The sequence below is a fragment of the Bradyrhizobium sp. AUGA SZCCT0222 genome (genome assembly GCF_018130205.1).
GTDB lineage: Bacteria > Pseudomonadota > Alphaproteobacteria > Rhizobiales > Xanthobacteraceae > Bradyrhizobium.
Genome location: NZ_JAFCLX010000056.1, coordinates 20,173 through 45,826 on the forward strand (window position 1 = coordinate 20,173; position 25,654 = coordinate 45,826).

Sequence of the window (25,654 nt, forward strand, 5' to 3'; positions counted from 1 at the left end):
CAATGACGGGAGCGGCACCTTCCGGCCGTCAACCCCGTTTCACGTGAAACGTTACGCCGTCGCCTTCGAAGTCTTCCGCCGCGCTTCACGTCGCAGATATGCCGCCAGGATACCGAGCGTGGCCGGCGTCAAACCATCCAGCCGCCCCGCCTGCCCCACGGTTCGCGGCCGCGCCGCCTCAAGCTTTGAGCGCGCCTCATTGGAGAGGCCGGGCACGTCAGAATAATCGATGTCGGTCAGAACTAGGCCCTCATCGCGCCTGAAGGCGTCGACGTCAGCGGTCTGGCGCTTCAGATAGACGTCATATTTGGCATCTATCTCGAGGTGGACGGCGATCGATGGCTCAATGGCGGATAGCTCGGGCCAAATCCCCTGTAGCGCCGACCATTCGATCTCCGGATAAGCGAGGAGTTCAAACGCCGAGCGGCGATGGCCATCCCGGTTCAGCGCCAGGCCGTGTTTGCCGGCTTCGTTGGGAGTGATCGTCAAGGACTTCGCCAACAACTTCGCCGCTTCGAGCGCGGCCATCTTGGTGCCGTGGCGCAGCGAACGCGCCTGCCCTACGCAACCCAAGGCGATCCCCTTGTCGGTCAGCCGCTGGTCAGCATTGTCCGCCCGCAGCGTCAGGCGATACTCGGCCCGCGAAGTGAACATGCGATAGGGTTCTGATATCCCGCGGGTCACGAGATCATCGATCATCACGCCGAGATAGCCGTCGGCACGGTCGAAAACGATCGCCTCGCCGCCGCTGGCGGACAGTGCCGCATTCAGCCCCGCAACAATTCCCTGTGCCGCAGCCTCTTCATAGCCGGTGGTGCCGTTGATCTGCCCGGCCAGGAACAGTCCCGGCAGCCGCTTGGCCTGCAGCGTCGGCTCCAACTCCCGGGGATCGACATGGTCGTACTCGATCGCATAGCCCGGGCGGACCATTTTGACCTGTTCGAGACCAGGAATGGTCGAGAGGATCGCGAGCTGCACCTCCTCCGGAAGCGAAGTCGAGATGCCGTTGGGATAGACAGTGGAGTCTTCCAGGCCTTCCGGCTCCAGGAAGATCTGATGGCCGTCGCGATCGCCAAAGCGGACGATCTTGTCCTCGATCGAGGGGCAATAGCGCGGACCGCTGCTCTTGATCTGCCCGGAATACATCGGGGAGCGATGTACATTGGCCCGGATCACGTCATGGGTCGCCGGCGTGGTGCGGGTGATCCCACACTGGATCTGTGGGGTCGTAATGCGGTCGGTCATGACCGAGAACGGCTCCGGAGGATCGTCGCCGGGCTGCATTTCGACCGCGGACCAGTCGATAGTCGTGCCATCCAGCCGCGGCGGTGTCCCTGTCTTGAGACGGCCGAGCGTAAACCCAGCACGCTCGAAGGAAGTCGAAAGCCCCATCGCCGGAGCCTCGCCGACCCGCCCCGCAGGCCAGTTCTTTTCGCCGAGATGGATCAGACCACGGAGGAAGGTCCCAGTGGTGATGACGACGGCACCACAGCCAAGTTCGCGGCCGTCGCCGAGACGAATGCCGGTGACACGCCCGCTCGAAACAATCAGCTCATCCGCCTCGCCTTCGACCACGCTCAGATTGGCGGTCTCGATGATGGCGGCCTGCATTGCTACCGCATAGAGTTTGCGGTCGGCCTGGGCCCGCGGTCCGCGAACAGCCGGACCCTTGCGACGATTCAGCATCCGAAACTGGATGCCGCCGGCATCGGCGACCCGGCCCATCAGACCATCGAGGGCATCGACTTCACGGACGAGATGACCCTTGCCCAGACCGCCGATGGCGGGATTGCAGGACATCGCGCCGACGGTCGCAAAACTGTGGGTGACCAGCGCTGTCTTCGCGCCCATCCGGGCTGCCGCGCTCGCGGCCTCGCAGCCGGCATGGCCGCCGCCGATGACGATAACGTCGAAGGAATCTGAGCGCGAAATCATGGCGGACTTCTATCGCGGAGTCAGAAATCGCGGAAGCGGGAAGTTGCGAGAAATTGAAAGGAATGGATCTGTTTCACGTGAAACAGCGGGTTCCACCAGCGCCTCGGGATCGTTTCACGTGAAACACGTTAGCAATGAAATGAATCAAAAACTAAAATAAAGAAATATTACTTACCTACACAGAATTCCCGGAAGATCACGTCGAGTATGTCCTCGACATCGACGCGCCCCAGCAGCCGCCCAAGGGAGTGTGCGGCGACGCGAAGTTCCTCGGCCGCCAGTTCCTCACCCTCCCCGACCACCTCAATGCTGCGCCGCAACGAAGTCGCCGTCTGCTGCAGCAACTGCCGCTGCCGGGTTCGGCTGATCAACCCGCCCTCGCTGGCGCCGAAATAATCCTGCGCGAACTGGACCAGGGCCACGATCAGCTCGGGAAGCCCGTCCCCGCTCCTGGCCGAAATCGCAAACTCGCCTCGGCCCGGTACCTCGGCCAATGGCCGACCGGCCGGATCCAGGTCGATCTTGTTGCGCACGCGCCAGACCGGCGCGGTGCCTGCGTGATCAATTCTCGCGTCCGCCCCGTCGGCAAGCCACAGCACCAGATCGGCTTCCGCGGCACGAGCCCGCGCGCGACGCACACCCTCCTGCTCCACCGGATCGTCGGTCTCGCGAATACCGGCGGTGTCGATGACGGTCACCGGATAACCGTCGAGATCGAGCTGCACCTCGATGACGTCGCGCGTGGTGCCGGCGTGCGGCGATACGATCGCCACCTCGCGCCGCGCCAGCTGATTCATCAAGGTCGATTTGCCGACATTCGGCGGACCCGCGATCGCAACCACCAGGCCGTCGCGCAGGCGTTCGCTTTGGCCCTGTGCCGCAAGCACTTCTTCGATTTCGATTAAGAGCGTTTTGATCTTCGCCAGCGCCGGCGCGATCAATTCCGCAGGCACATCGCCCTCATCCGAAAAATCGATGCCGGCTTCGATCAGCGCTGATGCCTCGATGATGCGCGCACGCCAGTCGCGTGCCTTGTCGCCGAGCAGCCCCTTGAGCTGGCGCAGCGCCTGGCGCCGTTGCCGGTCGGTGTCGGCGTGAATGAGATCATCCAGACCCTCGGCCTCGGTCAGATCGAGCTTGCCGTTCTCGAACGCGCGCCGCGTGAATTCGCCGGGCTCGGCGGCCCGCATATTTTCCAAAGCGGCCAGCGCCGCGAAGATCGCAGCCAGCACCGCCCGCCCACCATGGACATGGAACTCGGCGACGTCCTCGCCGGTGGCGCTCGCCGGCCCCGGGAACCAGAGCACCACCGAATCGTCCAATGGCTGACCGCTGGCGTCCTGGAGAAGCATCCGGGTCGCTGCCCGCGCCGGCGGGATTTTGCCCCCCAGCGCCATTAACGCCGGACCGGCCCCCGGCCCCGATACCCGCACAATCGCGATTGCACTGGGCGCGCGGCCCGACGACAGCGCAAAAATGGTCTGATCCCGCGGATGCATCGCCTATTTGTGCAGGAGTGCTTGAAAAGGCAACGCAATTTGAGCTGCGGGTCTACATCCAATCAAAAGGGGGAACGGCCTTGCCGATAGCCAATTTGCTGCAGCATTTGTGCAGCAATTTTGCTGCGAAAACCGATGGCTCCGGCTGGGTTTCGCGGCCTGTCCCTATCCAAACCAAGCAATATCAGATACTTAATCGAAAGTCGGCTCCGATGCGCCTCCCCGGCCATGCTGCACGTTTGCTGCAGCAATTGCTGCAACATGGGCGACCAACGAAAAGGGCGCCCCGTCTGCACGAGGCGCCCTTCCCTAAAACCTGGCCTGACGGATCAGGTGTTCATGGAATCGAAGAATTCCGAGTTGTTCTTGGTGTTGCGGAGCTTGTCGAGCAGGAAGTCGATCGCATCCATGGTGCCCATCGGATTGAGGATCCGGCGCAGCACGTACATTTTCTTGAGCAGCTGCGGATCGGTGATGAGCTCTTCCTTGCGGGTGCCGGAGCGCGAGATGTCGATCGCCGGGAAGGTCCGCTTGTCCGAGACCTTGCGGTCCAGGATCAGTTCGGAGTTACCGGTACCCTTGAACTCTTCGAAGATGACTTCGTCCATTCGGCTGCCGGTATCGACCAGCGCGGTCGCGATGATGGTGAGCGAACCCCCCTCCTCGATGTTACGGGCGGCACCGAAGAAGCGCTTCGGCCGCTGCAACGCATTGGCGTCGACACCGCCGGTCAGCACCTTGCCGGATGACGGCACCACGGTGTTGTAGGCGCGGCCCAGGCGCGTAATCGAGTCGAGCAGGATCACGACGTCGCGGCCGTGTTCAACCAGCCGCTTGGCCTTTTCGATCACCATCTCGGCGACCTGGACGTGACGCACCGCCGGCTCGTCGAAGGTCGACGAGACGACCTCGCCCTTCACCGAACGCTGCATATCCGTGACTTCTTCCGGACGTTCGTCGATCAGAAGCACGATCAGGTAGCATTCAGGATGATTGGCGGTGATCGAGTGTGCGATGTTCTGCATCAGCACCGTCTTGCCGGTGCGCGGCGGCGCCACGATCAGGGCGCGCTGGCCTTTGCCGATCGGGGCGACGATGTCGATAACCCTTGCAGAAAGGTCTTTTCGCGTCGGGTCTTCGAGTTCGAGGCGGAAGCGCTGATCCGGAAACAGCGGCGTCAGATTGTCGAAATTGACCTTGTGCTTGGACTTTTCCGGGTCTTCGAAATTGAGCGTGTTGACCTTGAGCAGCGCGAAATAGCGTTCGCCTTCTTTCGGGCTGCGGATATGGCCCTCGATGGTGTCGCCAGTACGAAGGCCGAAGCGGCGGATCTGCGAGGGCGAGACGTAGATATCGTCCGGGCCCGGCAGGTAATTGGCGTCAGGCGAGCGCAGGAAGCCGAAGCCGTCGGAGAGAACCTCAACGACACCCTCGCCGATAATGTCGGTTTCCTGGATCGCGAGCTGCTTGAGGATGGCGAACATCAGCTCCTGCTTGCGCATGGTGCTGGCATTTTCGACCCCGTTCTCTTCCGCGAACGAGACGAGCTCGGCCGGCGTTTTTGCTTTGAGGTCTTGGAGTTTCATTTCCCGCATTGGGGTGGTCCTGTGGAGAATAACTGGAGGAGGGGTGCGAGGGGCTTTGAACGAAAAGCGGACACGAAAAACGGAAGGTCCGCAGGTCTAAGCGAGGAAAGTGCCGGTAAGGCTTCAAACCTGATGCGGTGGCCGGCTCAACGAGGAGACCGGAACACAACCACATCCGCCTGCGTGGGGTGGGATTTGGCTAATATAGAAAATCGCCCGCCGCTTCGCAAGCAGGCCTGAAGTACTCCTCGGGCCAAAAAGGCCGCCTAGAACGGCCTGACCACGACCAGAATAACGATCCCGATCATCAAAATAGTAGGTACCTCGTTGATAATACGATAGAATTTCTGGCTTCGCGTATTCTTGTCGGCAGCGAAATCCTTCACCCAGCGCGAAAAAAAGCCGTGGACGCCGGACAGCGCGATCACCAGTGCGAACTTGGCGTGAAACCAGCCGGACACGTACCAATGGCCGCTCCAGGCCAGATACAGCCCGGCCAGCCAGGTGACCATCATCGCCGGATTGATGATCGCCTTCAGCAGCCGGCGTTCCATCACCTTGAAGGTTTCGGATTGCTTCGATCCGACCTCGGCCTCGCAATGATAGACGAACAGCCGCGGCAGATAGAGCATGCCGGCCATCCAGGAGATGACCGCAATCACATGCAGTGCCTTGATCCACGGGTAGGCCGTGATCGTGATCCACTCGTACATCGCGCGTCGCCTCGTCCTCATCGCCGCTTGGAACGTTCAGACGCTCTCAGCATTGCCTGAAAAGCTTTCGCCAGCGGGGGACGGAGACATATCCTCAATGCACCGCTTCTCTAACTAATATTTTTAGAATCTTAGGTTTGAGTCTAAGTAGCGGTGAATTGGACTCACAACAAACTGTCCCGCAGTTCTCCCGGCTTGTTCACATCCATCACCATTCCCGCAGGAGAATTCGATCGTTCGAATAACGCCCCTTGCATCAAACGCTTGCGCCAATTTATCGGCAGCTTATGCAGAGACAAATCCACATATTCTCACTATCGTTCGGATCAGGGATCTGACTTATCCTTTTGGGAGCCCTGTGTAGAAAAAGCCGGGTTATCCCGGGCAGGGCGATCCAGGGCCAAATCTCTGGGCTAAGGTCCACAAGGATTCACAGGATACACAGGGGTTTTGGTGCCCACGACCGGCAATTATTTTCACCTCCATCTGGTCTCCGATTCGACCGGTGAGACACTGATCACCGTGGCGCGCGCGGTGGCCGCGCAGTACGCCAACGTCACCGCGGTCGAACATGTCTATCCCTTGGTGCGCAGCCAGAAGCAGCTCGACCGTGTGCTCGATGAGATCGAGGAGGCGCCGGGCATCGTGCTTTTCACGCTGCTGGAAAAGGATCTGGTTGGCCGGCTCGAGACCAAGTGCAAGGACATCAACATCCCGAGCCTGTCGATCATCGGGCCGGTGATGCAATTATTCGAAGCCTATCTCGGTGCGGCCACCACGGGGCGCGTCGGCGCCCAGCACGTTCTCAATGCGGAATATTTCAAGCGCATCGACGCGCTGAACTACACGATGATCCATGACGACGGGCAGCATGTGGAAGGCCTCGAAGACGCCGACATCGTACTGGTCGGTGTGTCCCGTACATCAAAGACGCCGACCTCGATCTATCTTGCCAACCGCGGCATCCGCACCGCGAATGTCCCGCTGGTGCCTGGCATTCCGGCGCCGCATCAGCTGGAGACGCTGAAGAAGCCGCTGGTGGTCAGCCTCCATGCGACGCCGGAGCGCCTGATTCAGGTCCGGCAAAACCGGCTCCTGAGCATGGGCGCCGATTCCGGCAACGACGATTACATCGATCGCCAATCCGTCACCGATGAAGTGGCATATGCGCGGCGGCTCAGCGCCAAGTTCGGCTGGGCACAGCTCGACGTGACGCGGCGGTCGATCGAGGAAACCGCGGCGGCGATCTTGAAACTTTTCACCGACCGGCAGCGGCAACGGCTTCCGGAATGAAACCAGAGCGTTTTCCAGCGAAGTGGACCCCGGTTCGCGTCAAGAAAACGCGTCAAAACAACAATCGTCGATTATGAGCATCTGGCTTGGAAAAGACCCGCTAGTCCTGGCATCGCAGAGCCGCGCGCGGCAGGTGCTGCTGGCCAACGCCGGCATCGCCTTTGAAGCTGTTCCGGCCGATATCGATGAGCGTGCCGTTCAAAAGGGCTCCGGGCTAACAGCGCCCGGTGAGATCGCAAAACTGCTGGCGCGGGAAAAGGCGCTGTGGGTCTCGCAGCAAAAACCCGGCCGCTACGTCGTTGGCGCCGACCAGACGCTGGCGCTTGGAGACCGGCTGTTCAGCAAGCCCGCCGGGCGCGCCGCAGCAGCGGAGCAATTGGGCCTGCTCGCCGGCAAGCGCCACGAATTGCATTCGGCATTTGCTGTTGCCCGTGACGGCAAGATATTGTCCGCGCATGTTAGTGTTGCACACATGATCATGCGATCTCTCAGCAAGGGCGAGGTCGAGGCCTATCTGGACCAGGCGGGAGAGGCGGTAACGACCAGCGTCGGCGCCTATCAGCTGGAAGGGCTCGGGGTGCATCTGTTCGAGCGCATTGAAGGCGATCATTTTACCATCCTCGGCCTGCCGCTGCTGCCGCTGCTCGCATTCTTGCGCAGCGAGCGGTTGCTCGGCGTCTGACTCTCAAACAACGGCGACCTGAATGCTGATCCTTGGACTGACCGGCTCGATCGGAATGGGAAAATCCACCACTGCGAAGTTATTCGCGGAGGCGGGCGTTCCCGTGTACGACGCGGATGCCGAAGTTCACAAAATCTATGAAGGCGAGGCGGCGCCCGCGATCGAAGCGGCGTTTCCCGGCACCACCGTGGACGGCAAGGTCGATCGCGCGCTGCTCTCCGTCCAGGTGGTGCACGATCCCGATGCCATGAAGCAGCTCGAGCAGATCGTCCATCCGATGCTCGGCGCCTCGCGAAAGAAATTCTTCGAGGATGCGGAAGCGGCGGGCAAGCCGGTGGTGCTGTTGGATATCCCGCTGCTGTATGAGACCGGCGGCGAGAAGCGCGTGGATGCGGTTGTGGTGGTGACGACGACGCCCGAAATGCAGCGCGAACGCGTGCTGGCGCGCGGCACGATGGACGAAGCGCGCTTTGACGCCATTGTGGCGCGGCAGCTGCCTGATGCGGAAAAGCGCAAGCGCGCCGATTTCGTGGTGGATACCTCGCACGGTCTCGACCCCGTGCGCGCCCGTATCAGGGACATTCTGGCCGAGATTGTTAAGATGCCGCAGCGGCGGACGTGATTCGCTGACTTTCCGGCCCGGTCTTTTTGTTTGACGCGTTTTCCTTACGCGAACCGGTACCCACTTCGCTCGAAAACGCCTTAGAGAAAACCCATGCGTGAAATCGTTCTCGATACCGAAACCACCGGCCTTGATCCGCTGCGCGGCGACCGGCTGGTCGAGATCGGCTGTATCGAGATCTACAACCGCATGCCGACCGGGCAGACGTTTCACGTTTACATCAATCCCGAACGCGAAATGCCGGCCGAGGCGTTCGCGGTGCATGGTCTGTCCGCCGAGTTCCTGTCCACCAAGCCGCTGTTCGCGGAAGTCGTCGAGCAGTTCCTGGAATTCATCGCCGATGCGCCGCTTGTGATCCACAACGCATCGTTCGACATCAGCTTCATCAATGCCGAACTCGACCGTATCAAACGGCCGGTGATCGCACGCGATCGGCTGGTCGATACGTTGCTGCTGGCGCGCCGCAAGCATCCCGGCGTGTCCAACAGGCTCGATGACCTCTGCTCGCGCTATTCGATCGACAACTCCCGCCGCACCAAGCACGGCGCGCTGCTCGATTCCGAATTGCTGGCTGAGGTCTATATCGACCTGATCGGAGCACGGCAGTCGCAGCTGATCCTGGCCTCGGAGACCCGCGAGTCGCGAGCGGAGCGGACCGGCGATATGCCGCGCCGGCAGCGCGAGACGCCGCTCGCACCCCGAATCACCGATGCCGACCGCGAGGCGCATCGGGCCTTTGTCGCCACGCTGGGCGACAAGCCGATCTGGAACGAGTTTCTGGGAGCCGCTTGAAACGCTGCAGCGGCGTTTAGCCGCTGAGCGTCCGTTAGCTGGGTTTCGCGCCCGAAGCAGCCTGCGCCGCCGCCTGCCGCTCCATGTTCTGGCGGTAGAGGCCGACGAAATCCACGGGATCGAGCATCAGTGGGGGGAACCCGCCGTCACGCACCGCGGTGGCAATGATCTCGCGTGCGAACGGGAACAATAGCCGCGGGCATTCGATCATGACCAGCGGGTGCAGGTTTTCCTTCGGCACATTGACGATGCGGAACACGCCCGCATAGGCGAGGTCGAACGAAAACATGACCTTGCCGGCGTTTTCCGCCTTGCCCTCGATCGAAAGGGTCACCTCGAACTCGCTTTCGGAGAGATTATTGGCGCCGACATTGATCTGGATATTGATGGCTGGCTGCTGCTGCTGAGGCGCCAGCGATCCCGGGGCGTTCGGATTCTCGAACGACAGGTCCTTGGTATACTGCGCCAATACGTTGAGCTGGGCAGGGGCCTGCTCTGCGGGCGCGCCGTTACCGTTGGTCATGAAACTCTCCTAAAAACGCTGGCGAGCGGAGCCCGGGTTATCGTCTGAATTCGCTCGGCGGGCGGAAATGCCTTTGCCGGGCGAGTGGCTATCATAGCCCCGCCTTATTCCACAAGGACGACGGACTGAAGGCGGGTCCGGCCAACCACCATTTGTGACAGATATGGCTAATAGCGCGCGGCCGGCCTCCCAGCGAGCCCTTTGGGGTCATCCTAAATAATTGAATATGCGTGATTTCCGGACATGATCGGATTTCCCCTCGCGGCCAAAACGCGCTACAATTCACCCGCGCCAAAACGCGCCATTGGCCGGGCAAAGTTTCGTGCCTACATGCTGCAGTCTCGATTGAAGATGTAATCTCTGCCGTTCCCGGGCTCATGAGGGAACCCTCGACCGCCGGACCCGTTGCCGGCGTTAGAACCAGAAAGCGAATACGACGTGGATATTTACACTATCATCTTCCTGGCGCTGGCCGTCTTCATCTTCCTGCGCCTGCGCAGCGTCCTCGGACAGCGCACTGGGAGCGAACGGCCGCCCTATGATCGCGCCGCGCCGACCGTCGTGCAGCGTACGCAGGACAACAACGTCGTGCCGATGCCCGGTGCCGTGATTGATCAGACGCCGTTGGCGCCGACCGCGGACGTTGCGCCGGCGACCGACCGCTGGAAGGGCATTGCGGAAGCGGGCACGCCGCTGGCGCAAGGGCTCGACGCGCTTGTCGCGCAGGATTCCTCGTTCGATCCCCGTCACTTCCTCTCCGGTGCCCGCAGCGCCTACGAGATGATCGTGCTGGCGTTTGCCAATGGCGACCGCCGCGCGCTCAAGGATCTGCTGTCGAGCGAGGTCTATGAGAGTTTCGACTCCGTGATCAAGGATCGCGAGAAGCACGAGCAGAAAACCGAAACGCGGTTTGTTTCGATCGACAAGGCCGAACTGGTGGGTGCGGAAGCCCGCGACAAGGCGGCACAGCTGACGGTGCGGTTCGTGTCGCAGATGATCTCGGTCACCCGCGACAAGACCGGCGCCATTGTCGATGGAACGCCGGATAAGGTCGCCGATATCACCGATGTCTGGACATTTGCCCGCGACACGAGTTCCCGCGATCCGAACTGGAAGTTGGTTGGCACCGGAAGCGCCAGCTAGCGCGCACAGCCTTGTAAGGTCTCTTGCAAGGCTCGCGCTGGCTGCGATCGCTATCGCGTTGTCACTGGCTCCCCTGGACGCATCTGCCGCGCGTCGGACGCGGTCGCATTCACATCCGCCATCGCATCCGGTACCCGAGCGTCACCTTCCTTATCCGCAGCTGGATTTGCCGTTCCAGATCACCAACACCCAATATGCGCCGGTCGCCTGGTCCGACATCACCGGCTGGCGCGAAGACGATCATCTCGCCGCCTACAAGACCTTTCGCGACAGCTGCAAGCCGATAGCAGCGCAAACCAAACCACCATCCGAACCGAAAGCGATTGGTACCTCGCTGCGCGATCCCTGCCGGGTCGCCAGGGGCCTCGAGCTAACCGACGGCGCCAGGGCGAAAGCGTTCTTCGAGGAGCATTTTCTGCCCTTGCGGATATCGCGGCTCGGCGAGCCCGAGGGCTTTGTCACCGGCTATTACGAGCCCATCGTCGACGGCTCGCGGACGGAGAACGAGGTCTACAAAGTACCGGTCTATCGCAGGCCGTCCAACCTGTTCGTTCGCGGCGTCACGCAGAGTTCGGTCGGCTTGCCCAACGGCGGCAAGGTGTTTCGCAAGATCGGCCGCCGCAAGCTGGTGCCCTATTACGATCGCGCCGAGATCGAGGACGGTGCGATCGAGGGCCGTGGCCTCGAAATCTGCTTTCTGAAGGACCAGACCGATCTGCTGTTCTCGCAGATCCAGGGTTCGGCGCGGGTCAGCCTCGACGACGGTTCGACCGTTCGCATCAATTACGATGCGCATAATGGTTATCCCTATACCCCGGTCGGCCGCATCCTGATCGAACGCAACATCATTCCCAGGGATCAGATGTCGATGCAGAAGATCCGGGAGTGGATGACGGCGAACCCCGATGGCGCCAACGAGTTGCGACGCCAGAACCGGTCCTACGTGTTCTTCCGCGAGGTAAACCTCTCCGACAAGGACGAAGCCGTCGGCGCCCAGGGCGTGCCGCTGACGCCGGGCCGCTCGATCGCGGTTGATAAAGCGCTGCATGTCTACGGCACGCCGTTCTTCATCGAGGGCGAGTTGCCGATCGAAACCGATATATCCAAAACGCCGTTTCGGCGGCTGATGATCGCGCAGGATACCGGCTCGGCGATCGTCGGGCCCGCCCGCGCCGACCTCTATCTCGGCGCCGGGGCTGACGCCGGCAAGGTAGCAGGCCGCTTCCGCCATCCCATGCGGTTTGTCATGCTGCTGCCGAAGAGCCTCGATCCTTCCGCGCGTGGCCGCAAGATGCCGGTGCCGGACGAGCGGCCGTCGGAGAGAATCGCAAAGCTGTTTCCGCAGGTTGATCCACTGAAGGATCCGAAGAACGCCACTCCCGCTGCAACGCCGGCCGTGACCGCACCCACATCCGCCGCGCAGGCTGCCGTGGTAAAACCGGTGCCGCTGCCGGCCGCCCGCCCCGATGTCAAACCGGTTTCCGAACCGGTCCGCCACCGCCACACTCGCCGCTTCCGCCACCGTCAATGAAGCGCCGGACGTCGAGCTCGATCCCCGAAATACCAATGCCGCCGCGGCGCCAGCGCAGCCTCAGCGAAGAGGAGCGTGCGCTGTGGGAAAGCGTGGCCAAGCAGGTCAAGCCGCTGCGCAAGCGGCGCCGCACCGTCAAGCCGCCGGCAGCCGCGCCGGAGGCGGAAGCCAGTGTTGCCGCCAACCCCGTTGTGTCACCGAAGCCGGCTTCGCCGCGCGTCATTCCTCCGTCACGGCCGGAGCCGCCGCCACTGGCGCCGATCGGACGCCGTGAACGCTCACAGCTTTCGCGTGGCCGGAAAGAGATCGACGCCCGGCTCGATTTGCACGGCATGACGCAGATCCGCGCGCACCGCGTGCTGCTGACCTTCCTGCAGCGCGCGCACAGCGATGGCCTCACCTTCGTGCTCGTCATCACCGGCAAGGGCAAAGTGGGCGGCTCAGAGGCCGAGCGCGGCGTGTTGCGCCGTCAGGTGCCGCAATGGCTCAGCCTGCCGGAATTCCGCTCGCTGGTGGTCGGATTCGAGGAAGCCCATATCGGCCACGGCGGCGAGGGCGCGCTGTATGTGCGGGTGCGGAGGGTCAGGTGAGCATTTAGAACGGCCGCACGATGCCAACGCGCGGGATCAGCGTGACGATCCAGCCGAAGATCTGGGTTTTCCGATCATCGGTCGATATCAGCGCCGCCTCGCGTGCTGCGGGCAGCATCTTCACCGCATGCAGGATCAGGAACAGGCACACCGCCCAGTTCGAAATCCAGCGCGAGTAATCGAACACCATCGCAAACATCACGAGATAGAAGAGGCTGATGACGACGATCGCGGCCTTGACGATGTGGCGATGTCGTTCGACGGATAGCGCAGCGATCAGGTCTGCAAAATATCGCCATAGCGGCGTGTGCAGCCAGATCAGCAGCGCGAAGATCGGAAAGCCGAGCAGGTTGTGCGGCAGGCGTTGCCAGGTGTCGGCAACCTCTGTCGATAGCGGCTGGTACCAGATATAGGCAAAGCTCAGCAGGTTACTGCGGCTGGGATCGGCCATCCGGCCCTTTAGATAGGCGACGAAATCCGCTTCGGACACCGCCATCATTCCATAGAACTGTGCGGCGAAGAAGAGGATGCCGGTGGCGGCAAGCGCGGCGAAGCCTGCGATCGCGCCTGGGCGGCTCACACCCCGCGCCAGATAAAAACGCAGCACCACGATGGCCGCGATGGTCGGCACATACATCAAGAGGTGAATGTGGTGGATCAGCACGAGGATCATCGAGAACAGCGTGGCGAGCCCCACATAGAACAGCGAGCGCGCCGGAATCAGCAGCAGGACAATTGCGAACAGGCATCCGTAGATGTCGAAATGCCCGAGCGTGTGCATGAAATTCTTCAGGAAGAACGGCGAACCGGCCATGAACACGAACAGGGGCAGATGCGCGTCGTCGAAGCCGAACGTCCGCTTGAACAGCCGCACGAACAGGCCCGCCGTGATGAGCCACACCGCACCGCCCAGCGCGAACACCAGCCACACCGGCACCTTTGACGTGAACAGCGCCACGACCGCGCCGATCAGCGCGCGCTTGGTGAAGCCGAAATGATAGTCGACGAGGAGATGGATGTAGGGAACGAAGGGCGGCAGCGTGATCTTGTGCAGGAACATCCCGACGAACACGGCGACATTGACGGCCAGCATCAAGCGCCAGGGGTTTTCCCAGACACGCAAATTCATTATTGTCGTCCCGGCCAAGCGAAGCGCGAGCCGGGACCCATACGCCGCGGCCGTCGTTGCCTAGCACAAGGGTTGATGGCTTCTATCAACAATAGACGACCGGGGTTATGGGTCCCGGCTCAAGGCCGGGACGACAATCTTTGCTTTGATACTACAAAATAAACCGGCTCAAATCCGCGTTCTTGGCGAGATCGCCGACATGCTTCTGCACGTAGTCGGCATCGACCTTGATGGTCTCGCCGTGGCGGTCCGGGGCGGCAAAGGAAATCTCGTCGAGAACGCGCTCCATCACCGTCTGCAGGCGCCGCGCGCCGATATTTTCCACGGTGGAGTTGACGGCGACCGCGACGTCAGCCAGCGCGTCGATGGCGCCGTCGGTGATGTCGAGCGTGACGCCTTCGGTCTGCATCAGCGCGATATATTGCTTGATCAGCGACGCCTCCGGCTCGGTCAGGATACGGCGCATGTCGTCGCGTGTCAGCGCTTCCAGCTCGACCCGGATCGGCAACCGGCCCTGCAACTCGGGCAACAGGTCCGATGGTTTCGCAATGTGGAACGCGCCGGACGCAATGAACAGGATATGGTCGGTTTTGACCGCGCCGTGCTTGGTCGAGACGGTGGTGCCTTCGATCAGCGGCAGCAGGTCGCGCTGCACGCCTTCGCGCGAGACGTCGCCGCCGGTACGGCCGTCGCGCACGCAGATCTTGTCGATCTCGTCGAGGAACACGATGCCGTTGTTCTCGACCGCATTGATCGCTTCCAGCACCAGCTGATCGCTGTCCAAAAGCTTGTCGGATTCTTCGTTCACCAGCGTCTCGTGCGAACTCTCGACCGTCAGGCGGCGGGTCTTGGTCCGTCCGCCCATCTTGCCGAAGATATCGCCGATCGAAATCGCACCCAACTGGGCGCCGGGCATGCCCGGGATTTCGAACATCGGCATGCCGCCCGATGACGACGTCTCGATTTCGATTTCCTTGTCGTTGAGTTCGCCGGCGCGCAGCTTCTTGCGGAAGGAATCGCGGGTGGCGGGACTCGAAGCCGGCCCGACCAGCGCGTCGAGCACGCGCTCCTCGGCCGCGAGCTGGGCGCGGGCCTGCACGTCTTTCCGTTTGCGCTCACGGGTCTGGGAGATCGCGACCTCGACGAGATCGCGGATGATCTGCTCGACGTCGCGGCCGACATAACCGACCTCGGTAAACTTCGTGGCTTCGACCTTGATGAAGGGGGCGCCAGCCAGTTTCGCCAGCCGTCGCGCGATCTCGGTCTTGCCGACGCCGGTTGGCCCGATCATCAGGATGTTCTTCGGCAGCACCTCCTCGCGCAGATTGCCGGTGAGCTGCAGCCGCCGCCAGCGGTTGCGCAGCGCAATCGAGACGGCGCGCTTGGCGTCGGACTGGCCGACGATGAAGCGGTCGAGTTCGGAGACGATTTCACGGGGGGAAAAGTCGGTCATTGGCTTTAGCTAGGGTGAAATTTCGTTCACGGCAAGGCGGCCGGAAGTTCTATATTTTGAGCATGATCCTTTTCGGAAACCCGGTGCCCACTTTTCCGGATCATGCTCTAGATGATCGGCGGGCCGGCCTGCCATTGTTTGATCGCCTCGAAGGGGTAGAGCAGCATGATGATGTTCAGCGCCAGATTGTCGCGAATGTGCAGCGCCAACACGATTTCGAACACCAGCGCCAGCGCCACAGTGGCCGCGACCGGCAGTTTCCTGGCCAACAGGAAACCGCCGATCATGGCGAAATTGTCGGAAATCGAATTGACGATGGTGTCGCCGAAATAGTCCAGCGAGATGGTGCCGGTCCGATAGCGATCGATGATCCAAGTCGAATTCTCGGCCAGCTCCCAGGCGCCTTCGACCAGCATCGCAAGTATCAGGCGTGCGGGCCATGCGAGACGTGGAAACAGAAGATGGGCTGCGCCATAAAACAGGAAGCCGTGCAGGATGTGCGACAGCGTGTACCAGTCGGCGATGTGCTGCGAGTTTTCCGAGCTCTGGACCACGCCGTGCCAGAGTTTGACGTAGCCGCAGGCGCAGATTGGCAGGCGGCCCATCGCATAGAGGATCGAGGCCTGCAGCACCAGGATGCCGGCGGCCATCAACAGCCAGTGCCAGGCCGTAACATTGTTGGCGACGGGAGGCCTTGCGGCGGCGCTGTCTGTGGTCATGGGTTGCGGACCATCAGCAGCGCAGGACCATCGGGTGTATCGACCATATGGGCCCTTTCGAATCCGGCCTTCTCATAGGCGCGTACGGCGCGGTGGTTGGCGGGGTCGGGATCGGTGACCATGCGCGGCGTGCCGTGCGCCAGCCGCGCGTCGACGAAGGCTCGAATCAGTGCCGAGCCGTGGCCGCGTTCGATCATGCCGGGTTCACCAATAAAGAGATCGATGCCACGGGTGCCTTTGGGGTGAGTGCCGAAGCCGGAATTCCAGGCGGTGAGATCATAACACTGGATGTAGCCGAAATCGGCGTCGTTTGTCGAAACGACAAATTGATCCATGGCCGGCTCGTCGAGATCGCCGCTGACCAGCGCATATTGCTCGTCCGGATCGCCCCACCATTCCCGGACATGGGGATGCGCGAGCCACTGCCGGATCAGCGGCAGATCCGCTGAGGTCATGGGGCGAAAGACGTGGGCCGCCATCAATCAGCCGCCCAGCGCCTCGATGGTCACGTTGCGGTTGGTGTAGACGCAGATATCGGCGGCGATATCCAGCCCGCGGCGAACGATGGCCTCGGCGTCCTTGTCGGTATCAATCAGCGCACGGGCGGCGGCCAGCGCATAATTGCCGCCGGAGCCGATCGCCATCACGCCGGCCTCCGGCTCCAGCACGTCGCCGGTGCCGGTCAGCACCAGCGAGACGTCCTTGTCGGCGACGATCATCATCGCTTCCAGGCGGCGCAGATAGCGGTCGGTGCGCCAGTCCTTGGCGAGTTCGACCGCGGCGCGGGTCAATTGACCCGGATACTGCTCCAGCTTGCTCTCCAGCCGCTCGAACAGGGTGAAAGCATCAGCGGTGGCGCCGGCAAAGCCGCCGATGACGTCTCCCTTGCCGAGTTTGCGGACCTTTTTGGCGTTGGATTTGATCACGGTCTGGCCGATCGAGACCTGGCCGTCGCCGCCGATCACCACTCTGCCGCCCTTGCGGACCGTTAAAATGGTGGTGCCGTGCCAGACCGACGGCTCGTTGGGGGATGCTTGCATGGAATACCTCGTGTCCGACCAGATTTAGGGGCTCGAGCGCGCCGTTACAATCTGCCGGATTTGGTCACTATAGGGGGAAGTTGAGCCTTTTAAGCATGATCCCGCAGTGGCGAAGGCGACTTCGGCCTGTTAAAAGGGCCGCGTTTTCAGCCGGGAAGAGGCAAAGGAAAGCACATTTCATGCGCACAGCGACCATCAAGCGCAAGACCAAGGAGACCGACATCGAGGTGGCGGTAAACCTCGACGGCACGGGCGTGTCCAAGGTTTCGACCGGTATCGGCTTCTTCGACCACATGCTCGACCTCCTGGCCCGGCATTCGCGCATCGACATCATGGTCAAGGCGGATGGCGATCTCCATGTCGACCATCACCACACCACCGAGGACGTCGGCATCGCGCTGGGTCAGGCCGTGAAACAGGCGCTCGGCACCATGGCCGGAATTACCCGCTATGCCTCGATCCATATGCCGATGGACGAGACGCTGTCGCGCGTCGTGATCGACATTTCGGGCCGGCCGGTGCTGGTGTTCAAGGTGGATTTTCCGCGCGACAAGATCGGCGAGTTCGACACCGAGCTGGTTCGCGAATGGTTCAATGCGTTCACGACCAACGCCGGCGTGACTTTGCATGTCGAAACCTTATATGGCGAGAACAGCCATCATATCGCCGAATCCTGCTTCAAGGGTTTGGCCCGGGCGCTTCGTACGGCGGTTGCCATCGATCCAAAAACCGCGGGCGAAGTGCCATCCACCAAGGGTCAGCTCGGCGGCTGATTTTGGACCATGATCTGGACCCGGAGGGCCCCGCTGGCGAAAAGCGGGAACCGGTTTTCCCGAAACGGTCCATGCTTGAACTAAAAGGCTGATCGGACTGACCAATCAGCTCGATCTGGTTCGCGGCGGAGAGTGACGATGCCGGTCTATACAGTGCATGCCCCGGTCAATGGCGGCGCCGGTCTGGCGGCGACCGACAGGTTTATTTTCGTCCGTGACGGCTTTCATTACTGGGCCGTGGTGGCGAGCCTGCCGTGGCTTGTCTGGCATCGTTTGTGGCTGGCGCTGATCGGCTGGATCGCGCTGACAGTTGCGATCGCATTCGGCCTGAGGGCGCTCGGCGCCGGCGGTGGTACCATCCTGTTCGCCAATTTCCTGGTTGCGGTTCTGATGGGCTTTGAAGCGGCCAGCCTGCGGCGCTGGACGTTCTCGCGGCGCAAATGGCGGCAGCTCGATATCGTGGTGGCCGATGATGAGGAGGCCGCCGAGCAGCGCTTCTTCGATCGCTGGACCGCAAGGCAGCGCGGCCTCACCAACGACCAATGGGCGGTTGAGCGCGGCGGGCCGCCGCCGACCCGCAACGTTCCGGGACAGCCATTCTCGAAACCGCCACCGATGCCGCAAGGCGGCATCATCGGCCTGTTTCCCGAGCCGGGAGGATCACGATGAGCGTTGCGATCATCGATTACGGCTCCGGCAATCTGCACTCGGCGGCGAAGGCGTTCGAGCGCGCCGCGCGGAGCATGGAAAATCCGCCAAAGATCATGGTGACGCGCGATCCCGAAGCGGTGTTCCGCGCCGATCGCATCGTGCTGCCCGGTGTCGGCGCCTTCGCCGATTGCCGCAGGGGCCTCGATGCCGTCGACGGCATGCTCGAGGCGATGACGGAAGCCGTGCGTTCCAAGGCGCGGCCGTTCTTCGGCATCTGCGTCGGCATGCAGCTGATGGCGACGCGCGGCAAGGAGCATGTCACCACCGACGGCTTCAACTGGATCGCAGGCGACGTCGAGAAGATCACGCCGCGCGAGGAGAATCTGAAAATTCCCCACATGGGCTGGAACACGCTCGACATGGTGCGCGAGCATCCGGTGCTGGAGCGCCTGCCGCTGGGGCCGAAGGGCCGCCACGCCTATTTCGTGCACTCCTATCACCTCAACGCCTCGCATGAAGCGGATGTGTTGCTGCGCGCCGAATACGGCGGGCCGGTGACGGCGATGGTCGGCAAGGACACCGCGATCGGTACGCAATTCCACCCGGAAAAGAGCCAGCGTTTCGGGCTGGGTCTGATCTCGAACTTTTTGAAATGGAAGCCGTGATCCTTTTTCCCGCCGTCGACCTGAAGAACGGCCAGTGCGTGCGCCTCGAACAGGGCGACATGGCGCGGGCGACCGTGTTCAACCTCGATCCCGCGGCGCAGGCGCGGGCCTTTGCCGATCAGGGTTTTGAATATCTGCATGTCGTCGATCTCGACGGCGCCTTTGCCGGCAAGCCGATGAACGCGCTGGCGGTCGAAGGGATGCTGAAGGCGGTCAGCATGCCGGTGCAGCTCGGCGGCGGCATTCGCGACCTCAAGACCATCGAGGCCTGGCTCGACAAGGGCATTGCGCGGGTGATCATCGGCACCGCGGCGGTGCGCGATCCCGAACTGGTGAAGAGCGCCGCGAAAAAATTCCCCGGCCGCGTCGCGGTCGGTCTCGACGCCCGCGACGGCAAGGTCGCCGTCGAAGGCTGGGCCGAGACCTCGCAGGTGACCGTGCTCGAAATCGCGCAGCGGTTCGAGGATGCCGGCGTCGCCGCGATCATATTTACCGACATTGCGCGTGACGGCCTGCTCAAGGGCCTCAACCTCGACGCCACCATTGCGCTGGCCGAGAGCATCTCGATCCCCGTCATCGCCTCCGGCGGCTTTGCTTCCATCGAGGACGTCAAGGCGCTGCTGGAGCCGCGCGCCAAAAAGCTTGCGGGCGCCATTGCCGGCCGTGCGCTCTATGACGGCCGGCTCGATCCCGCCGCGGCGTTGACGCTCATCCGCAACGCGCGCAGCGCGGCCTAGGGAGACCCCGATGTTCAAGGTCCGCGTGATCCCCTGCCTCGACGTCAAGGACGGCCGCGTGGTCAAGGGCGTCAACTTCGTCGACCTGCGCGACGCCGGCGATCCCGTCGAAGCGGCGATTGCGTATGACGCCGCCGGCGCCGACGAGCTTTGTTTTCTCGACATCACCGCTACCCACGAGAACCGCGGCACCATGCTCGACGTTGTCAGGCGGACGGCGGAGGCCTGCTTCATGCCGCTGACGGTCGGCGGCGGGGTGCGGACCATCGAGGACATCAAGACGCTGCTGCGATCCGGCGCCGACAAGGTCTCGATCAACAGCGCGGCGGTCTCCAACCGCGAATTCGTCAAGCAGGGGGCTGAAAAGTTCGGCGAGCAGTGCATCGTGGTCGCGATCGACGCCAAGCGGGTCAAGCGCGCCGGCGGCTCGGACCGCTGGGAGATTTTCACCCATGGCGGGCGCAATTCGACCGGGATCGACGCCATCGAATACGCCCAGGAAGTGGTCTCGCTCGGCGCCGGCGAAATCCTGCTGACCTCGATGGACCGGGACGGCACAAGGCAAGGCTTCGACCTGCCGTTGACGCAGGCGATCGCTGACAGTGTTCCCGTACCGGTAATTGCGTCCGGCGGGGTCGGTAACCTTGACCACCTCGTGGACGGCATCCGCCAGGGCCACGCCACCGCGGTGCTGGCGGCCTCGATATTCCACTTCGGCGAATTTACCATTCGCCAAGCCAAGGAACACATGGTGCGCGCCGGGCTGCCGATGCGGCTCGATCCCTGACGACTCCCCGTCACAAAAGTGCTAAGTCCAGTCTTGGGATAGCGCGGGCCTTCAGCCGGCGCGCGTGTTGAGTTCAGTTGATGCCACGTTTCACGATTCATGATCTGGCCGCCACCATCGATGCCCGGGCCGCATCGGGGGGAGAAGCGTCCTACACCCGCAAGTTGCTCGACAAGGGCGCGGAGCACTGCGCCAAGAAACTCGGCGAGGAAGCGGTCGAGACCGTGATCGCCGCGGTCGAGAACGATCGCGACCACCTGATCGCCGAAAGCGCCGATTTGCTGTTTCATTTGCTGGTGCTGCTCAAAGCGCGCGGCGTGACGCTGGAAGAAGTCGAGACCGCACTCGGGCAACGTACCAACCAGTCCGGGCTGGAAGAAAAAGCCGCGCGCAAGCGCGATTGAGCAAGAGGCGACGCCATGGATATTCGGGCGACGGACCAGCAATACAACCCCTACCGGATCTTCACGCGCGAGCAGTGGGCGCGATTGCGCGACGACACGCCGATGACGCTGGAGCCGGGCGAGTTCGAACGGCTTCGTTCGCTGCACGACCGCCTCGATCTGCAGGAGGTCGAGGACATCTTCCTGCCGCTGTCGCGGTTGCTGTCGATCTATGTCGATGCGACCCTGCGGCTCTACCAGGCGCAGCGCCAGTTCCTCGGCATCCGCGACCGCAAGGTGCCCTATATCATCGGCGTCGCAGGCTCCGTGGCGGTCGGCAAATCCACCACCGCGCGCGTGCTGCAGGCGCTGCTGGCGCGCTGGTCGCCGCGGCCCAAGGTCGAAATGGTGACGACCGACGGCTTTCTGTTTCCGAACGCCGTGCTCGAGCGGCAGGGCCTGATGCAGAAAAAGGGCTTTCCCGAGAGCTACGACCTGCCGATGCTGCTGTCGTTCCTGAGCGACATCAAGGCCGGCCGGCGGCCGGTTCGCGCGCCGGTCTATTCGCATTTGACCTACGACATCGTTCCCAACAAGTGGATCGAGGTCGACCGCCCCGACATCCTGATCGTCGAAGGCGTCAACGTGTTGCAGACCGGCCGCCTGCCGCGCGACGGCAAGGCGGTTCCCGTGGTCTCCGACTTCTTCGACTTCTCGGTTTATATCGACGCCGACGAGGCGGTGCTGCGCCAATGGTATGTGCGGCGCTTCCTCGCGCTGCGCGACACGGCGTTTACCGATCCGCGGTCCTACTTCCATCGTTATGCGCCGCTCTCCGACGAGGAGGCGACGGCAACCGCGCTGGCGATCTGGGAACGTACCAACCTTGCCAATCTCGAAGACAACATTTTGCCGACCCGGCCGCGCGCGACGCTGATCCTCAAGAAGGGCGCCGATCACGTCGTCGAGACCGTCGCGCTGCGGCGGCTGTAGTCTATCGTCATTGCGAGCGCAGCGAAGCAATCCACCTCCCCGTGCGGGGATAGATGGATTGCTTCGTCGCTTCGCTCCTCGCAATGACGGCTAAGCCGCGATGTGCCGCGAAGCCGCCAGCCCCGCGATCGCCTCCGCCAGTTTCTCGCGATCGAGCGGCTTGATCAGGAAACCATCCATCCCGGCTTCAAAACAGGCGTAGCGATCTTCCACCAGCGTGTTGGCGGTCAGCGCCAGGATCGGCGTCCGGCGTCCGGGCAGGCCGGATTCCAGCGTGCGCATCCTTTTCGTGGTTTCGATGCCGTTGAGCTGCGGCATCTGGATGTCCATCAGCACGAGGTCATAGCCCGCGCCGGCTGATTTGGCCGACAGCCAGGATTCCAGCGCCTCTTCGCCATTGGTGGTGATGACCGCCTGGTGCCCCAGCCGACTCAGCAAGGAGCGCATCAACAGCGCGTTGATCTCATTGTCTTCCGCGACCAGGATCGAAAGCCCCTTGCTCGCCGGCGCCGGCACAGCGGCAGGCTCATCCAGGCCGGTCATGGCATCGCTGACGACGCTCGGCGCCGAGATTTCGGGCGTGGCGGTCAGGCGCGCCGCGAGCGAGGCGGCGCGGAGCGGCTTGACCAGATAGCCGGTGAAGGGCGATGCCGCTGATGGTTGCAGCTCCTGCCGCGTCGCCGGTGTGAACATCACGATGCGCTGCGTGGCGTGCAGCCGTGCGGCCTCGCCGAACGCTTCGATGGCTTTGGTGCCGAGCGCGTGATCGATCAGGATGGCGTGCCAGAGCCGCTCCGGCAACAGCGCCTGGGCGACGTCGGCGTCGGAAACCATGCAGGTCTGGCCGCCCCAGCGCTGCAGCCGCCGCCCGGTCAATGAGGCCTCGATGCTCTGCGGCGACACCAGCATGATCGACTGGCCGGTCAGGTCGGGTGCGGCAAACGTCTTCGGCGAGCCGGAATCGGAGGCCGGCAGCGGGATCGTCACCTCGAACGTCGAGCCGATACCGGGCTTGCTCTCCAGCGTGATGCGGCCGCCCATCCGCTTGACGATGCGGTCGCTGATGCTGAGGCCGAGCCCAGTGCCGCCATAGCTGCGCGCGATGCGGTCGTCGGCCTGCTCGAACTCGCGAAAAATGCGCTCCTGCGCCTCGGGCGCGATGCCGATGCCGGTGTCGCGCAACACAAAGCTGACCTCACCCGGACGAATGCCGGGCTCGACAATCAAAGCGACGCCGCCGGTCGCGGTGAACTTGATCGCGTTGCCGGCGAGATTGAGCAGCACTTGGCGCAGCCGCGCCGCGTCGCCGACCACTTCCAGGGGCAGGCGCTCGTCGATATAGGCGGCGATCTCGAGCTTGCGGGCCTGCGCGCGCGGCGCCAGCAATTCGGTGATGCCCTCGATCAGCTCCGGCAGGGCGAAGGCGCGATGTTCGAGGTCGATCTTGCCGGCCTCGATCTTGGAGTAATCCAGCAGCTCCTCGATCAGCGACAGCAGCGCGTCGCCGGAGGTCTTCACCGCCTTGACGTAGGTGGTCTGTTCCGGCGTCAGCGGCGTATCCAGCAGCAGGCCGCTCATGCCGATGATGCCGTTCAGCGGCGTGCGGATCTCGTGGCTCGCCATGGCGAGGAAGCGCGACTTGGCGCGGCTGGCGGCATCGGCCTGGTCGCGGGCTTCGGCGAGCGCGCGCTCGCTCTCGGTGCGGTTGGTGACGTCGCGGCCGACGCTCTGCATTTCGGATGGCCCGCCGGCGTCGTTGCGCACCAGCGCTTCACGCCAGGCGATCCATCGCGCGCCCTCGGGACCCGCGATCTTCTGGTCATGGATACGCGTGCCGTTCCATTCCAGCACGCTGTCGCCTTGTTCCAGAATTTCGAGCGTGGCGGTGCTGCCGATCAGGGCCTCGCGCGGCGCTTGCGCCAGTTCGCAATAGGCATCGTTGACGAAGGTGATGCGGCCATCGGTGTCGCGCAGGATGATCAGGTCGCCCTGCGATTCGAACAGGCGACGGGTGCGCTGCTCGGCCTCCTGCAGTTCCCAGTTGCGGTCCGCCATCGCTTCATTGTGCAGAGCGACCTTGTGCATCTTCTTGCGCAGGAAGCGAAACCGGGCGCTCTGGGCGGCCAGCGCGACGCAGGCGATGGCGAACAGGAAGCTGATGCCGATCGCAAAGGTGTGCGGATTGTAGCCGGATATTTCCGAGCGGCTTGCGGTAATGAAGCCGTAGGCGCCGCCGAAGGTGGCGGAAAACACGATGAACGAGCGGAGCGTGAAGCTGACCCAGGGATGCCGGCGGCCAAAGCGGCGGAAGTATAGTTTGATCCGGTAGGTCCGCACCATCGTCAGTTACCCTGAGATTGTTTGCTCGAATTGAGGCGGCTCGATTCGCCCGGTGCTTCCCGCCAGACGATGCGTCGCCGACCTTGAAAAGTGCTTGAGGCGGGCTGCCTTTCGCGGGTGCGATAAGAACAGGGTTGATAAAATGTTAACTCACAGCGAGGCGGCCACGACGCGAGGCTGTGCGCCGCGGGCGCTGACGATGAGGGCGGCGGCGTCGCGCGCCGAAAAGCTCTTCGAGCGCACGAAGATGCGGTAATCGGCGGGTCCCTCCGTCGAGAGATAGATGACGGGTTCGGACGGCGACGGCGAGCTGGAAATCGCGACCAGCTGCGGTGGCGAATGGCTTTCGCAGGCCCCACGCTCGGTGCTGTCGATGTCGTCGATGACGGTAAAGTCCGCCGCTTCCGCGTTGTCGGAGATCTGGACGCGGACGGTGGCGCGGCTGGGATCGCTGGTGAAACTGACGTGACGTTCGGCCTGCCAGGACAGGGCGGCGATCTGGAGCGAAGCGCCCGCAATCTCGATGCAGGGGCGCGGACCGGTCGAGAACTCGCCGCGGGCGAACAGGGCGACGACGGCCAGCGGAACCACCGAGGCCAGAACCTTGAAACGCAACATGACACTACCCACTCAGCACAAGCCCGCGACAGGGGGCTTATGGTTGGCAGAGTGTAAAGAAAACTCGTTACTACGGGGTTTATGAGCCGCGGCGTCGCTCGCTCCACGTGTCGTCCCGGCGAACGCCGGGACCTATACCGCGTGATGCCCATTTTGCAGAAGGTCTCTAACGCCAGCGCTCTCACTGATGGGCCGCGGCGTATGGGTCCCGGCGTTCGCCGGGACGACGTGGATGGGTCATCGCAAACATGCCTTCGCGATCTCGCGGCACGACGCGCCCGAGCTTTGCCAGAAACTTCCCGCCCTCTCGTAAGAGGGCGCAGGGAATGCCGGATGCGCGCTGCACCCGCGGTCTCGCGTGCGGTTTGCACAAAACAAAATGCACACGAGCATACAGGGCAGCGGAGAACATCCGACATTCCCTGCGCAGTGGCTTTACGGCTTATGCCGTGCTCTC

General features: G+C 62.8%; 26 protein-coding genes. 14 read left to right on the forward strand and 12 right to left on the reverse strand.

What is annotated here, in order from left to right; translation table 11 throughout:
• Nucleotides 1-51: 51 nt before the first annotated feature.
• From mnmG to hemJ, 4 genes are all read right to left on the reverse strand, one after another.
• On the reverse strand, nt 52-1,935 hold the full coding sequence (mnmG, locus tag JQ629_RS31710) for a tRNA uridine-5-carboxymethylaminomethyl(34) synthesis enzyme MnmG (RefSeq protein WP_212415957.1): 1,884 nt from the start codon (nt 1,933-1,935) through the stop codon (nt 52-54).
• Between the two features lie 167 nt (nt 1,936-2,102).
• Nucleotides 2,103-3,434, reverse strand: a complete 1,332-nt coding sequence (gene mnmE / locus JQ629_RS31715; protein ID WP_212415958.1) for a tRNA uridine-5-carboxymethylaminomethyl(34) synthesis GTPase MnmE — start codon at nt 3,432-3,434, stop codon at nt 2,103-2,105.
• A gap of 329 nt (nt 3,435-3,763) precedes the next feature.
• Entirely contained in the window at nt 3,764-5,029 is a 1,266-nt protein-coding gene (rho, locus tag JQ629_RS31720; RefSeq protein ID WP_074821153.1) for a transcription termination factor Rho, read from the reverse strand.
• 257 nt (nt 5,030-5,286) lie between these two features.
• The gene (gene hemJ, locus JQ629_RS31725; RefSeq protein WP_212415959.1) at nt 5,287-5,733 is read right to left on the reverse strand and encodes a protoporphyrinogen oxidase HemJ; all 447 of its coding nucleotides are present in this window, start codon (nt 5,731-5,733) and stop codon (nt 5,287-5,289) included.
• Nucleotides 5,734-6,186: 453 nt separating this feature from the next.
• Between hemJ and JQ629_RS31730 the strand changes: the two genes are divergently transcribed.
• The 4 genes from JQ629_RS31730 (at nt 6,187) to dnaQ (ending at nt 9,122) form a co-directional block, all read left to right on the forward strand.
• Nucleotides 6,187-7,026, forward strand: coding sequence for a pyruvate, water dikinase regulatory protein (locus JQ629_RS31730; protein ID WP_212207596.1), 840 nt, complete (start codon nt 6,187-6,189; stop codon nt 7,024-7,026).
• A gap of 73 nt (nt 7,027-7,099) precedes the next feature.
• Entirely contained in the window at nt 7,100-7,708 is a 609-nt protein-coding gene (locus JQ629_RS31735) for a Maf family protein (RefSeq protein WP_212415960.1), read from the forward strand.
• A 22-nt stretch (nt 7,709-7,730) separates the two neighbouring features.
• On the forward strand, nt 7,731-8,330 hold the full coding sequence (coaE, locus tag JQ629_RS31740; RefSeq protein WP_212415961.1) for a dephospho-CoA kinase: 600 nt from the start codon (nt 7,731-7,733) through the stop codon (nt 8,328-8,330).
• 93 nt (nt 8,331-8,423) lie between these two features.
• On the forward strand, nt 8,424-9,122 hold the full coding sequence (gene dnaQ, locus JQ629_RS31745; RefSeq protein WP_212415962.1) for a DNA polymerase III subunit epsilon: 699 nt from the start codon (nt 8,424-8,426) through the stop codon (nt 9,120-9,122).
• A gap of 34 nt (nt 9,123-9,156) precedes the next feature.
• Here dnaQ and secB read toward each other — a convergent pair whose 3' ends face one another.
• Nucleotides 9,157-9,645 (reverse strand): protein-export chaperone SecB, encoded by a 489-nt coding sequence (secB, locus tag JQ629_RS31750; protein WP_212264150.1) that lies wholly within the window; start codon nt 9,643-9,645, stop codon nt 9,157-9,159.
• A 438-nt stretch (nt 9,646-10,083) separates the two neighbouring features.
• Here secB and JQ629_RS31755 point away from each other — a divergent pair, with 438 nt between their 5' ends.
• From JQ629_RS31755 to JQ629_RS31765, 3 genes are read left to right on the forward strand one after another with little or no spacing between them, the layout of a single operon-like run.
• Entirely contained in the window at nt 10,084-10,788 is a 705-nt protein-coding gene (locus JQ629_RS31755) for a Tim44/TimA family putative adaptor protein (protein WP_212415963.1), read from the forward strand.
• On the forward strand, nt 10,766-12,319 hold the full coding sequence (gene mltA / locus JQ629_RS31760; RefSeq protein WP_502753551.1) for a murein transglycosylase A: 1,554 nt from the start codon (nt 10,766-10,768) through the stop codon (nt 12,317-12,319). Before JQ629_RS31755 ends, mltA begins: the two co-directional genes overlap by 23 nt.
• A complete protein-coding gene (locus JQ629_RS31765) occupies nt 12,316-12,909 on the forward strand; it encodes a Smr/MutS family protein (protein WP_212415965.1) in 594 nt (197 codons plus the stop codon). Before mltA ends, JQ629_RS31765 begins: the two co-directional genes overlap by 4 nt.
• Before the next feature lie 4 nt (nt 12,910-12,913).
• Here JQ629_RS31765 and JQ629_RS31770 read toward each other — a convergent pair whose 3' ends face one another.
• The 5 genes from JQ629_RS31770 to hslV form a co-directional block, all read right to left on the reverse strand.
• Nucleotides 12,914-14,038, reverse strand: a complete 1,125-nt coding sequence (locus JQ629_RS31770) for a hypothetical protein (protein WP_212415966.1) — start codon at nt 14,036-14,038, stop codon at nt 12,914-12,916.
• Between the two features lie 151 nt (nt 14,039-14,189).
• Entirely contained in the window at nt 14,190-15,491 is a 1,302-nt protein-coding gene (gene hslU, locus JQ629_RS31775; protein WP_212264145.1) for an ATP-dependent protease ATPase subunit HslU, read from the reverse strand.
• A gap of 107 nt (nt 15,492-15,598) precedes the next feature.
• On the reverse strand, nt 15,599-16,210 hold the full coding sequence (locus tag JQ629_RS31780) for a DUF2585 domain-containing protein (RefSeq protein WP_212415967.1): 612 nt from the start codon (nt 16,208-16,210) through the stop codon (nt 15,599-15,601).
• The gene (locus JQ629_RS31785; protein WP_502753552.1) at nt 16,207-16,689 is read right to left on the reverse strand and encodes a GNAT family N-acetyltransferase; all 483 of its coding nucleotides are present in this window, start codon (nt 16,687-16,689) and stop codon (nt 16,207-16,209) included. The genes JQ629_RS31780 and JQ629_RS31785 overlap by 4 nt, the downstream gene beginning before the upstream one ends.
• Nucleotides 16,690-16,692: 3 nt before the next feature.
• Nucleotides 16,693-17,250, reverse strand: coding sequence for an ATP-dependent protease subunit HslV (gene hslV / locus JQ629_RS31790; RefSeq protein WP_211995304.1), 558 nt, complete (start codon nt 17,248-17,250; stop codon nt 16,693-16,695).
• A gap of 179 nt (nt 17,251-17,429) precedes the next feature.
• Between hslV and hisB the strand changes: the two genes are divergently transcribed.
• From hisB to coaA, 7 genes are all read left to right on the forward strand, one after another.
• Complete coding sequence (hisB, locus tag JQ629_RS31795) at nt 17,430-18,023, forward strand: imidazoleglycerol-phosphate dehydratase HisB (protein ID WP_212415969.1); 594 nt, start codon at nt 17,430-17,432, stop codon at nt 18,021-18,023.
• Nucleotides 18,024-18,161: 138 nt separating this feature from the next.
• Nucleotides 18,162-18,692, forward strand: a complete 531-nt coding sequence (locus tag JQ629_RS31800) for a DUF2628 domain-containing protein (protein ID WP_212415970.1) — start codon at nt 18,162-18,164, stop codon at nt 18,690-18,692.
• Complete coding sequence (gene hisH / locus JQ629_RS31805; RefSeq protein ID WP_212386243.1) at nt 18,689-19,339, forward strand: imidazole glycerol phosphate synthase subunit HisH; 651 nt, start codon at nt 18,689-18,691, stop codon at nt 19,337-19,339. Before JQ629_RS31800 ends, hisH begins: the two co-directional genes overlap by 4 nt.
• On the forward strand, nt 19,327-20,076 hold the full coding sequence (gene hisA, locus JQ629_RS31810; RefSeq protein ID WP_212415971.1) for a 1-(5-phosphoribosyl)-5-[(5-phosphoribosylamino)methylideneamino]imidazole-4-carboxamide isomerase: 750 nt from the start codon (nt 19,327-19,329) through the stop codon (nt 20,074-20,076). The genes hisH and hisA overlap by 13 nt, the downstream gene beginning before the upstream one ends.
• 10 nt (nt 20,077-20,086) lie before the next feature.
• Nucleotides 20,087-20,863 carry an imidazole glycerol phosphate synthase subunit HisF gene (hisF, locus tag JQ629_RS31815; RefSeq protein ID WP_192736142.1) on the forward strand — a complete coding sequence of 259 codons (777 nt, stop codon included), beginning with the start codon at nt 20,087-20,089 and terminating at the stop codon, nt 20,861-20,863.
• A gap of 80 nt (nt 20,864-20,943) precedes the next feature.
• Nucleotides 20,944-21,267 carry a phosphoribosyl-ATP diphosphatase gene (locus tag JQ629_RS31820; protein ID WP_192736143.1) on the forward strand — a complete coding sequence of 108 codons (324 nt, stop codon included), beginning with the start codon at nt 20,944-20,946 and terminating at the stop codon, nt 21,265-21,267.
• 15 nt (nt 21,268-21,282) lie between these two features.
• Nucleotides 21,283-22,239 carry a type I pantothenate kinase gene (coaA, locus tag JQ629_RS31825; RefSeq protein WP_212415972.1) on the forward strand — a complete coding sequence of 319 codons (957 nt, stop codon included), beginning with the start codon at nt 21,283-21,285 and terminating at the stop codon, nt 22,237-22,239.
• A gap of 90 nt (nt 22,240-22,329) precedes the next feature.
• Here coaA and JQ629_RS31830 read toward each other — a convergent pair whose 3' ends face one another.
• Together JQ629_RS31830 and JQ629_RS31835 are read right to left on the reverse strand one after the other, a co-directional pair.
• Nucleotides 22,330-24,579: a PAS domain-containing hybrid sensor histidine kinase/response regulator gene (locus JQ629_RS31830; RefSeq protein WP_212415973.1), complete on the reverse strand. Its 2,250-nt coding sequence runs from the start codon at nt 24,577-24,579 to the stop codon at nt 22,330-22,332.
• Nucleotides 24,580-24,729: 150 nt separating this feature from the next.
• On the reverse strand, nt 24,730-25,197 hold the full coding sequence (locus tag JQ629_RS31835; RefSeq protein ID WP_212415974.1) for a hypothetical protein: 468 nt from the start codon (nt 25,195-25,197) through the stop codon (nt 24,730-24,732).
• Nucleotides 25,198-25,654 lie beyond the last annotated feature (457 nt).

Excerpts from the sequence above, each read along its gene's own strand:
- mnmG (WP_212415957.1), bottom strand. The coding sequence starts at position 1,935 with ATGATTTCGCGCTCAGATTCCTTCGACGTTATCGTCATCGGCGGCGGC.
- mnmE (WP_212415958.1), bottom strand. The coding sequence starts at position 3,434 with ATGCATCCGCGGGATCAGACCATTTTTGCGCTGTCGTCGGGCCGCGCG.
- rho (WP_074821153.1), bottom strand. The coding sequence starts at position 5,029 with ATGCGGGAAATGAAACTCCAAGACCTCAAAGCAAAAACGCCGGCCGAG.
- hemJ (WP_212415959.1), bottom strand. The coding sequence starts at position 5,733 with ATGTACGAGTGGATCACGATCACGGCCTACCCGTGGATCAAGGCACTG.
- JQ629_RS31735 (WP_212415960.1), top strand. The coding sequence starts at position 7,100 with ATGAGCATCTGGCTTGGAAAAGACCCGCTAGTCCTGGCATCGCAGAGC.
- coaE (WP_212415961.1), top strand. The coding sequence starts at position 7,731 with ATGCTGATCCTTGGACTGACCGGCTCGATCGGAATGGGAAAATCCACC.
- dnaQ (WP_212415962.1), top strand. The coding sequence starts at position 8,424 with ATGCGTGAAATCGTTCTCGATACCGAAACCACCGGCCTTGATCCGCTG.
- secB (WP_212264150.1), bottom strand. The coding sequence starts at position 9,645 with ATGACCAACGGTAACGGCGCGCCCGCAGAGCAGGCCCCTGCCCAGCTC.
- JQ629_RS31765 (WP_212415965.1), top strand. The coding sequence starts at position 12,316 with ATGAAGCGCCGGACGTCGAGCTCGATCCCCGAAATACCAATGCCGCCG.
- JQ629_RS31770 (WP_212415966.1), bottom strand. The coding sequence starts at position 14,038 with ATGAATTTGCGTGTCTGGGAAAACCCCTGGCGCTTGATGCTGGCCGTC.
- hslU (WP_212264145.1), bottom strand. The coding sequence starts at position 15,491 with ATGACCGACTTTTCCCCCCGTGAAATCGTCTCCGAACTCGACCGCTTC.
- JQ629_RS31780 (WP_212415967.1), bottom strand. The coding sequence starts at position 16,210 with ATGACCACAGACAGCGCCGCCGCAAGGCCTCCCGTCGCCAACAATGTT.
- JQ629_RS31785 (WP_502753552.1), bottom strand. The coding sequence starts at position 16,689 with ATGGCGGCCCACGTCTTTCGCCCCATGACCTCAGCGGATCTGCCGCTG.
- hslV (WP_211995304.1), bottom strand. The coding sequence starts at position 17,250 with ATGCAAGCATCCCCCAACGAGCCGTCGGTCTGGCACGGCACCACCATT.
- hisB (WP_212415969.1), top strand. The coding sequence starts at position 17,430 with ATGCGCACAGCGACCATCAAGCGCAAGACCAAGGAGACCGACATCGAG.
- JQ629_RS31800 (WP_212415970.1), top strand. The coding sequence starts at position 18,162 with ATGCCGGTCTATACAGTGCATGCCCCGGTCAATGGCGGCGCCGGTCTG.
- hisH (WP_212386243.1), top strand. The coding sequence starts at position 18,689 with ATGAGCGTTGCGATCATCGATTACGGCTCCGGCAATCTGCACTCGGCG.
- hisA (WP_212415971.1), top strand. The coding sequence starts at position 19,327 with ATGGAAGCCGTGATCCTTTTTCCCGCCGTCGACCTGAAGAACGGCCAG.
- hisF (WP_192736142.1), top strand. The coding sequence starts at position 20,087 with ATGTTCAAGGTCCGCGTGATCCCCTGCCTCGACGTCAAGGACGGCCGC.
- JQ629_RS31820 (WP_192736143.1), top strand. The coding sequence starts at position 20,944 with ATGCCACGTTTCACGATTCATGATCTGGCCGCCACCATCGATGCCCGG.
- coaA (WP_212415972.1), top strand. The coding sequence starts at position 21,283 with ATGGATATTCGGGCGACGGACCAGCAATACAACCCCTACCGGATCTTC.
- JQ629_RS31830 (WP_212415973.1), bottom strand. The coding sequence starts at position 24,579 with ATGGTGCGGACCTACCGGATCAAACTATACTTCCGCCGCTTTGGCCGC.
- JQ629_RS31835 (WP_212415974.1), bottom strand. The coding sequence starts at position 25,197 with ATGTTGCGTTTCAAGGTTCTGGCCTCGGTGGTTCCGCTGGCCGTCGTC.